The 7,411-nt window shown below is 67.0% G+C and carries 9 protein-coding genes; 7 read left to right on the forward strand and 2 right to left on the reverse strand.

Going from position 1 to position 7,411, the window contains the following annotated elements; all coding sequences use genetic code 11:
• Positions 1-63: 63 nt before the first annotated feature.
• On the forward strand, positions 64-1,161 hold the full coding sequence (gene ychF, locus RDU12_RS03225) for a redox-regulated ATPase YchF (protein WP_308684091.1): 1,098 nt from the start codon (positions 64-66) through the stop codon (positions 1,159-1,161).
• Between the two features lie 3 nt (positions 1,162-1,164).
• On the opposite strand, the gene RDU12_RS03230 is transcribed toward ychF, so the two are convergent.
• The gene (locus RDU12_RS03230) at positions 1,165-1,644 is read right to left on the reverse strand and encodes a hypothetical protein (protein ID WP_300289417.1); all 480 of its coding nucleotides are present in this window, start codon (positions 1,642-1,644) and stop codon (positions 1,165-1,167) included.
• A gap of 24 nt (positions 1,645-1,668) precedes the next feature.
• Between RDU12_RS03230 and RDU12_RS03235 the strand changes: the two genes are divergently transcribed.
• The 3 genes from RDU12_RS03235 (at position 1,669) to RDU12_RS03245 (ending at position 4,560) form a co-directional block, all read left to right on the forward strand.
• Positions 1,669-2,037, forward strand: coding sequence for a hypothetical protein (locus RDU12_RS03235; RefSeq protein WP_300289418.1), 369 nt, complete (start codon positions 1,669-1,671; stop codon positions 2,035-2,037).
• Positions 2,038-2,254: 217 nt separating this feature from the next.
• Complete coding sequence (locus RDU12_RS03240) at positions 2,255-3,454, forward strand: phosphoglycerate kinase (protein WP_300289419.1); 1,200 nt, start codon at positions 2,255-2,257, stop codon at positions 3,452-3,454.
• Between the two features lie 80 nt (positions 3,455-3,534).
• On the forward strand, positions 3,535-4,560 hold the full coding sequence (locus RDU12_RS03245; protein WP_300289420.1) for a class I fructose-bisphosphate aldolase: 1,026 nt from the start codon (positions 3,535-3,537) through the stop codon (positions 4,558-4,560).
• Between the two features lie 37 nt (positions 4,561-4,597).
• Here the strand turns inward: RDU12_RS03245 and RDU12_RS03250 are convergent, their stop codons facing one another.
• Positions 4,598-5,236, reverse strand: coding sequence for a DUF2799 domain-containing protein (locus tag RDU12_RS03250; RefSeq protein WP_300289422.1), 639 nt, complete (start codon positions 5,234-5,236; stop codon positions 4,598-4,600).
• Positions 5,237-5,366: 130 nt separating this feature from the next.
• Here RDU12_RS03250 and RDU12_RS03255 point away from each other — a divergent pair, with 130 nt between their 5' ends.
• The 3 genes from RDU12_RS03255 to RDU12_RS03265 all read left to right on the forward strand — a co-directional run.
• The gene (locus tag RDU12_RS03255; RefSeq protein ID WP_374990182.1) at positions 5,367-6,365 is read left to right on the forward strand and encodes an RluA family pseudouridine synthase; all 999 of its coding nucleotides are present in this window, start codon (positions 5,367-5,369) and stop codon (positions 6,363-6,365) included.
• Positions 6,366-6,392: 27 nt separating this feature from the next.
• Positions 6,393-6,701, forward strand: coding sequence for a GNAT family N-acetyltransferase (locus tag RDU12_RS03260; RefSeq protein ID WP_300289423.1), 309 nt, complete (start codon positions 6,393-6,395; stop codon positions 6,699-6,701).
• 208 nt (positions 6,702-6,909) lie between these two features.
• The coding region (locus tag RDU12_RS03265) for an RNA polymerase factor sigma-32 (RefSeq protein ID WP_308684092.1) at positions 6,910-7,411 on the forward strand (502 nt) is incomplete at its 3' end.

The raw sequence follows: 7,411 nt of genomic DNA on the forward strand, positions 1-7,411 counted from the left end.
CCTTGACGCGGCACGTCACATCCATACAAAGCCGCAAGGATCGTTTCGAAGGACACCAATCCCATGGGTTTCAAATGCGGCATCGTCGGCCTGCCCAATGTCGGCAAGTCCACCCTGTTCAACGCCCTCACCAAGACGGCGGCGGCCCAGGCGGCCAACTATCCGTTCTGCACCATCGAGCCGAACACCGGCGACGTGGCGGTGCCCGAGCCGCGCCTGCCGGTGCTGGCTGCGATTGCGGGATCGAAAGAGATCATTCCGTCGCGCATCACCTTCGTCGATATCGCCGGCCTGGTGCGCGGCGCCTCGAAGGGCGAGGGCCTGGGCAATCAGTTTCTGGCCAACATCCGCGACTGCGACGCCGTGGCCTTCGTGGCTCGATGCTTCGTCGACGACGACATCACCCACGTCGAGAACCGCATCGACCCGATCTCGGACCTCGAGATCATCGAGACCGAGCTGATGCTGGCCGATCTCGAGAGTCTCGAGAAGCGGGTCGTCAATGTGGAGAAGAAGGCTAAGGGCGGCGACAAGGAGGCGCAGCAGACGCTGCGCCTGATCAATATGGCGCTGACCCCGCTCCGCGCCGGCAAGCCCGCCCGCGTGGTCCAGGTCGACAAGGAGGACGAGAAGGCGTGGCACATGCTGCAGCTGCTGACCTCCCTGCCCGCCCTCTACGTCGCCAATGTCGACGAAGGCTCGGCCGACAAGGGCAATGACCTGTCCGACCTGGTGGCGAAACGCGCCGCCGCCGACAACGCCAAGGCCGTGGTCATCTCGGCGAAGATCGACTCGGAGCTGGCCGTGCTCGATCCGGATGAGCAGGCGGAATTCCTTGAAAGCATGGGACTTGAGGAGCCGGGCCTGAACCGCCTGATCCGCGAGGCCTACGCCCTGCTCGGACTGCAGACCTATTTCACGGTCGGCCCCAAGGAGGCGCGCGCCTGGACGATTCCGGTCGGCGCGACCGCGCCGCAGGCGGCCGGGGTGATCCACACCGATTTCGAAAAGGGCTTCATCCGCGCCGAAACCATCGCCTTTCCCGACTTCGTGGCCCTGAAGGGCGAGCAGGCGGCGAAGGAAGCCGGGAAGATGCGGGCCGAAGGCAAGAGCTATGTCGTCAAGGACGGCGACGTGATGCACTTCCTGTTCAGCGGCTGACGCCTATCCGGCGGACGTGTCCTCCAGCGTCGTGCATTTGGTCAGGGTGACGAGGGCGTTGTCGCGGTTCAGCCATGTCAGGCGCAACGTCTGGCCGGAGACCGCCATTCGCACCCGCTCGTTCGCGACCGCACCTTCGGCAGTGCAGGTCAGGGCCGCTTCGTAGCCGTCCGAAACCTGCGCGATATTGGTGATGGCGCAGCTGTTCTCATAGCCTTCAAAGCGGGTCGTCGTGATCTCGATCGGCCGTTCGGGACCGGTGGTGTTCGGGCACCAGGACACATCGGCGGCCCAGCGGCCCACGAAGCTGCGGGGTCCGGCTCCGGGCAGGATCGAGCCCGCGCCGGGCGGCGGCGCGCCCGGAGGAGCAGCCGCCTCCGGCGTATCGATCGGTTCGGCGGGTTCAGTGGGGGGGTTGGGCTCGCCCGGGCCGCAAGCGGCGAGAGCGAAAACGGCCAGGAGGCTGACGCTGGTTCGGATCATGGAACGAAAACGCGGACAGGAGCCATGGGCTCCCACCTTCGCCTCGATCACGAATTCGCGGCCACGCTTGCATCCCCTGCCAGTATTTGCGACCCGTTCTTCTGTGTCGAGAACAAGGGGGTGTCCCGGATGACTCAGAACACCAATCCATGGGCGGCGCAGATCGACCCGCTGGCGCAGGACGTCGCCGCGGTGCTCAAGCGCATGGGTGGATCCGCTCACCAGAAAGACGTCGTCCAGTGCGTCGCGGCGATGAAGCGGCAGCGCGGGGAGATGGTCGCGCAGGATCTGACCAACCGGATTGTCGAAGTGTTCGAGCGATACCGCGACCTGTTCTTTCGCCCATTCGGCGAAGGGTCGATGCGGTGGGCCCTGCAACCCGGCGTAGCCTGACCTGACCCTTTGATAACGGCAAAGGCCCGCGACCGGATGGTCGTGGGTCTTGCTGTTTCCGGCCGAACAATTTCGCCGACTGGAGTGTTCGGGGGCGCCACACCTTCATGTCGTCTGTCTGCGGGGCGTTGCCGATGACCTGCAAATGGGCGACTGAACCTCCTCGATGGAGACGCTCCCATCGTCTGTCTTCCCAACGCCCCGGACCAGAGCCGATATGACCTTCCTCACCCTCGACGACGCCCCCTCCCTCGCCGGCAAGACCGCGCTGGTCCGGGTGGATTTCAACGTGCCGATGGAGGGCGGGAAGGTGACGGAGGACACCCGGCTGCGCGTGGCCATCCCGACCATCGAGAAGCTGCGCGACGCGGGCGCCAAGGTGGCGCTGCTGGCGCATTTCGACCGGCCAAAAGGACAGCGCGTGCCGTCGATGAGTCTGCGGCCCGTGGTCGATGATCTGGAGCGGCTGCTGGGCGCGCCGGTGCGGTTCGCGGAAGACTGCGTCGGCGACGAGGCGAAGGCGGTGATCGCCGACATCGACGCCGGCGGGGTGGTGCTGCTGGAAAACGTCCGCTTCCATCCCGGCGAGGAGAAGAACGATCCGGCCTTTGCGGCGCAGCTGGCGGAACTGGGCGATGTCTACGTCAACGACGCTTTCTCGGCCGCGCACCGGGCCCACGCCTCGACGGAGGGCCTGGCGCGGCGTCTGCCCGCCTATGCCGGGGAATCGATGCGGCGTGAGTTGGACGCGCTGGACGCCGCTCTGGGCAAGCCCCAAAAGCCGGTGCTGGGCATCGTCGGCGGAGCCAAGGTCTCGACCAAGCTGGACCTGCTGAAGAACCTCGTCGGCAAGCTGGACCGCCTCGCTATCGGCGGCGGCATGGCCAATACCTTCCTGTTCGCCCAGGGGATCGATATCGGCGGCTCGCTGGCCGAAAAGGACATGGCCGACACGGCGCGCGATATCCTCGCCGAGGCCGAGGCCAAGGGTTGCGAGATCCTGCTGCCGATCGACGTGGTGGTGGCGACCGAGGTCAAGCCCGGCGCGGAGACCCGGACCGTGCTGGCGCGCGAGGAGATCGGCGACGACGAGAAGATCCTCGATGCGGGCCCGCTGACCGTCGAAAAGCTCGTCAAGGCCATGGCTCTGTCGCGGACCCTTATCTGGAACGGGCCGCTCGGCGTGTTCGAGGTTCCGCCGTTCGATGCGGCGACGGTGAAGGCGGCGGAGGCCGCGGCCCAGCTGGTGAAGTCGGGCGCGCTGGTCGCCGTCGCGGGCGGCGGCGACACGGTTGCAGCTCTCCACCACGCTGGCGTGGCCGACGACATGACCTTCGTCTCCACCGCCGGCGGCGCCTTTCTTGAATGGATGGAAGGCAAGCCGTTGCCGGGGGTGGAAGCCCTTACAGCGGCCTGAGAAGCGCTTGTAACAATGCGTGACTTCCGGCTCCGGCGGAGCTAGATGACCCGCAAACGACAACACCCAAGGAGGACTCGATGGATCTGGCGGCGCTCAACGCGGTGGCTGAGGCGATGGTCACGCCCGGCAAGGGCATTCTGGCGGCCGACGAGTCCACCGGGACCATCAAGAAGCGCTTCGACGCCATCGGGGTCGAGAACACCGAAGAAAACCGCCGCGACTATCGCGAATGCCTGTTCCGCTCGGAACAGACGATGCGCGAGCACATCTCGGGCGTGATCCTGTTCGAGGAGACTCTGTACCAGGACGCCAAGGACGGCACGCCGCTGGTCGACATTATCAAGGCCGCGGGCTCGATCCCCGGCATCAAGGTCGACAAGGGCGCGACCAAGATGGCCGGCTTCCCGGGTGAGACCGTCACCAAGGGCCTCGACGGCCTGTCGAAGCGCGTGCGCGCCCACTACGAGCGCGGCGCCCGGTTCGCCAAATGGCGCGGCGTCATCGACATCGCCGACGGCGTCCCGACCTGGGGCGCGGTCAAGTCCAACGCCCACGCCCTCGCCCGCTACGCCCGCATCTGCCAGCAGGAGCAGGTGGTGCCGATCGTCGAGCCGGAAGTGCTGATGGACGGATCGCACGACATCGCCCGCTGCGACGAGGTCACCCGCTGGGTGCTGCAGACCGTGTTCCAGGAGCTGTACGAACAGCGGGTGGCGCTGGAGGGCATCATCCTGAAGCCGAACATGGTCATCTCGGGCAAGGGCAGCGTGCGTCAGGCGTCGGTCGAAGAGGTCGCGGAACGCACCATCGCTGCGCTGAAGGCCACCGTGCCGTCCGCCGTGCCGGGCATCGCCTATCTGTCGGGCGGCCAGACCGACGAACAGGCCACCGCCCACCTCGACGCCATGAACCGCATCGGCGGCTTCCCCTGGAAGATGACCTTCTCGTATGGCCGTGCGCTTCAGGCCGCGCCGCAGCGGGCCTGGTCGGGCAAGGCCGAGAACGCCGTGGCCTGCCAGTCCGCCTTCCACCACCGCGCCCGCATGAACGGCCTGGCCTCGCTGGGCCAGTGGGAGAAGAAGCTCGAGAAGAAGGCCGCGTAAGGTCTGACGGCCGGCGCGCCAGGCGCCGGCCGGTCCCTCACCAGCTCCCGTACTGATCCCGGAAGCGCCAGCGGACGTCGCGGACGTCGCGCTCGGCGTCGTCGACCTCGTCCTGGGCGCGTCGCCAGTCGCGTTCGGTGTCGGCGCGTTCCCGGCGGATCTCCTGAATACGGTTGCGAATCCGCTCGCGCTGTTCGTCGGTCAGGCCGTCGGCGCGCGCCTCCGCTTGTTTGGCGATGATCTTCTCGTCCAGCTCCTCGAGCCTCGCGCCGAGGCTGTCGACCCGGCTGCGGGCGCTCGACAGCGCCTGTTCGACCGCGCGCACGACCTGGCCGTCCCGATAGCCGTAGGTGAAATCCGCCTCCAGATCCGACGGGCAGACACCGGCGTAGCCAGAACCGGACCGCCCGACCTCGAAGCCCTTGTACGGCGTGCAGTACTGCAGCAGGCCCTGGCGACGACCGGCGGCGTAGGCGGCGGCGTCCGGTGTTACGCCGTGCTCGGCGCAGGCCTCGGCATGGTCATCGAGGCGACTCATCGTCAGGCCCTGCTGGCCGTCGACGTAGCCCTGGCCGGACCAGTCCCCCGCCATGCACTGCTCGGCGCTCATGGTCGCGCAACTGCCGAGCGCCAGCGCGGCCCCGCCGGCCGCGGCCGCGATGATCAGAAGTCTCATGGATTCCGCCTCCCCAGATATCGCCGTTGATCATGATAGAAGCGGCAAGAACTGCCAAGCTTGGACCTTGCCGAGGCTTGGGCGGGACGTGCTAGATCGGGGACCGCCCAGCCCGGCGGCGGAGCGCCCGGTGTCCGACGAACCTCTGATCGAAGACGACGAGCCGACAGTGCTCGAGGCGCGGCTGGAGGCGGGCGGGACCCGTCTGGACAAGGCGCTGACGGGCATTTTCCCCGCCCTGTCACGGGCCCGACTTCAGGCCCTGCTGGCGGAGGACGCTGTGAGCCGGGATGGCCAGACTGTCTCCAGCGGTTCCGCCAAGGCTCAGGCGGGGCTGTACACGATCATCCTGCCACCCGTGATCTCGGCGACCCCCGCGCCCGAGGCGATCCCGCTGACCGTGCTGTTCGAGGACGCCGACCTGATTGTCGTCGACAAGCCGGCGGGCATGGCCGCGCATCCCGCCCCCGGCAGCGAGACCGGGACCCTGGTCAATGCGCTGCTGGCGCACTGCGGCGCCTCGCTGTCCGGGATCGGCGGCGTCGCGCGGCCGGGCATCGTGCATCGGCTGGACAAGGATACGTCGGGCGTGATGGTCGCGGCCAAGTCGGATCGGGCCCACGCCGGCCTCTCGGCCCTGTTCGCCGCCCATGACATCGAGCGCACCTACATCGCCCTGACCCGGGGCGCGCCCAGTCCGTCGAAGGGCCGGATCGAGACGCTGATCGGGCGCTCGTCCTCTGATCGCAAGAAGATGGCGGTGCTTCGAAGCGGGGGGCGGAACGCCGTCACCGACTATGTGGTCCAGCGCGTGTTCGGCCTGCCGGCCAAGGCCGGGGGAGCGCCCATGGCGGCGCGGGTCGCCTGCACCCTGCATACCGGCCGAACCCACCAGATTCGCGTGCATCTGGCCTCCAAAGGCGCGCCGATCCTGGGCGATCAGGTCTATGGGTCCGGAAGCCCGGCGACGGCGGTGCGCGCCGCGATCGTGGAGGCGGGACTGGCCCGTCAGGCGCTGCACGCGGCGGTCCTCGGCTTCGTACATCCGGTCACCGGGGAGCCGCTGCGTTTCGAGACCGCGCCGCCGCCGGATATGGGCGAACTGGAACGGTTGCTCGAGGCTCTGTGACTCTCCACATCCGGGACAGGAGGCCCCATGACCGACGCCAGCATCCGCGACAACACCGAAGCGCACCGCTACGAATTGCCGGTTGGCGACGACCTGGCCGTGGTGACCTACAACCTGTCCGGCCAGAACCTGATGATCACCGAAACCCTCGTGCCCGAAGCGCTGGAGGGTCAGGGGATCGCCAGCCGCCTGGCCAAATACGTGCTCGACGACGCACGAGACCGCGGCCTGCTCATCCTGCCGGTGTGTCCGTTCTTCTCGGCTTGGCTGCAGAAGCACCCGGAACACGCCGCCGTCGTTCATCCGACGTACCGCCAGATTCTGGGCCTCATATAGTCCGTCTTGATAAAGGACGGACTCTGGACTATACAGTCACTCGTTCGGTGCAGTGGCGCCGGGGCAACGGTCATGCTTCTGTGTGACGATCCGCCTCTGACAAATGCGGAAACCCGACCCTATTTCATCGGTTGAGGGGTGAGGCGACGGCGCACATCGGGTGGCCGCTTCCGAAGAACCCGCTCGTTTTGACGGTCGGAGGGACCATATGGCTGTAACCAGATCGCTCGCGGTGATGTCGCCTGAACAGGGGCTTTCGCGATACCTGACTGAAATCCGCAAATTTCCGATGCTGGCGAAGGACGAGGAGTTCATGCTCGCCAAGCGCTGGACCGAGCACCAGGACCCCGAGGCAGCGCACCGCCTCGTGACCTCTCACCTGCGCCTCGTGGCCAAGATCGCCATGGGCTATCGCGGCTACGGCCTGCCGATCGGCGAGGTGATCTCCGAGGGCAACGTCGGCCTGATGCAGGCGGTCAAGAAATTCGACCCGGACAAGGGCTTCCGCCTGGCGACCTACGCCATGTGGTGGATCCGCGCCTCGATCCAGGAATACATCCTGCGCAGCTGGTCGCTCGTGAAGATGGGCACCACCGCGGCGCAGAAGAAGCTGTTCTTCAACCTGCGCAGCCTGAAACAGTCGCTCAATGCCTTGACGCTCAAGGAAGCCGACGCCATGGCCCGCGAGCTCAATGTCAGCCGCAAGGACG

Source organism: Brevundimonas sp. (genome assembly GCF_031082345.1).
GTDB lineage: Bacteria > Pseudomonadota > Alphaproteobacteria > Caulobacterales > Caulobacteraceae > Brevundimonas.

Excerpts from the sequence above, each read along its gene's own strand:
- ychF (WP_308684091.1), top strand. The coding sequence starts at position 64 with ATGGGTTTCAAATGCGGCATCGTCGGCCTGCCCAATGTCGGCAAGTCC.
- RDU12_RS03235 (WP_300289418.1), top strand. The coding sequence starts at position 1,669 with ATGGGCTCCCACCTTCGCCTCGATCACGAATTCGCGGCCACGCTTGCA.
- RDU12_RS03260 (WP_300289423.1), top strand. The coding sequence starts at position 6,393 with ATGACCGACGCCAGCATCCGCGACAACACCGAAGCGCACCGCTACGAA.
- RDU12_RS03250 (WP_300289422.1), bottom strand. The coding sequence starts at position 5,236 with ATGAGACTTCTGATCATCGCGGCCGCGGCCGGCGGGGCCGCGCTGGCG.
- RDU12_RS03230 (WP_300289417.1), bottom strand. The coding sequence starts at position 1,644 with ATGATCCGAACCAGCGTCAGCCTCCTGGCCGTTTTCGCTCTCGCCGCT.
- RDU12_RS03240 (WP_300289419.1), top strand. The coding sequence starts at position 2,255 with ATGACCTTCCTCACCCTCGACGACGCCCCCTCCCTCGCCGGCAAGACC.
- RDU12_RS03245 (WP_300289420.1), top strand. The coding sequence starts at position 3,535 with ATGGATCTGGCGGCGCTCAACGCGGTGGCTGAGGCGATGGTCACGCCC.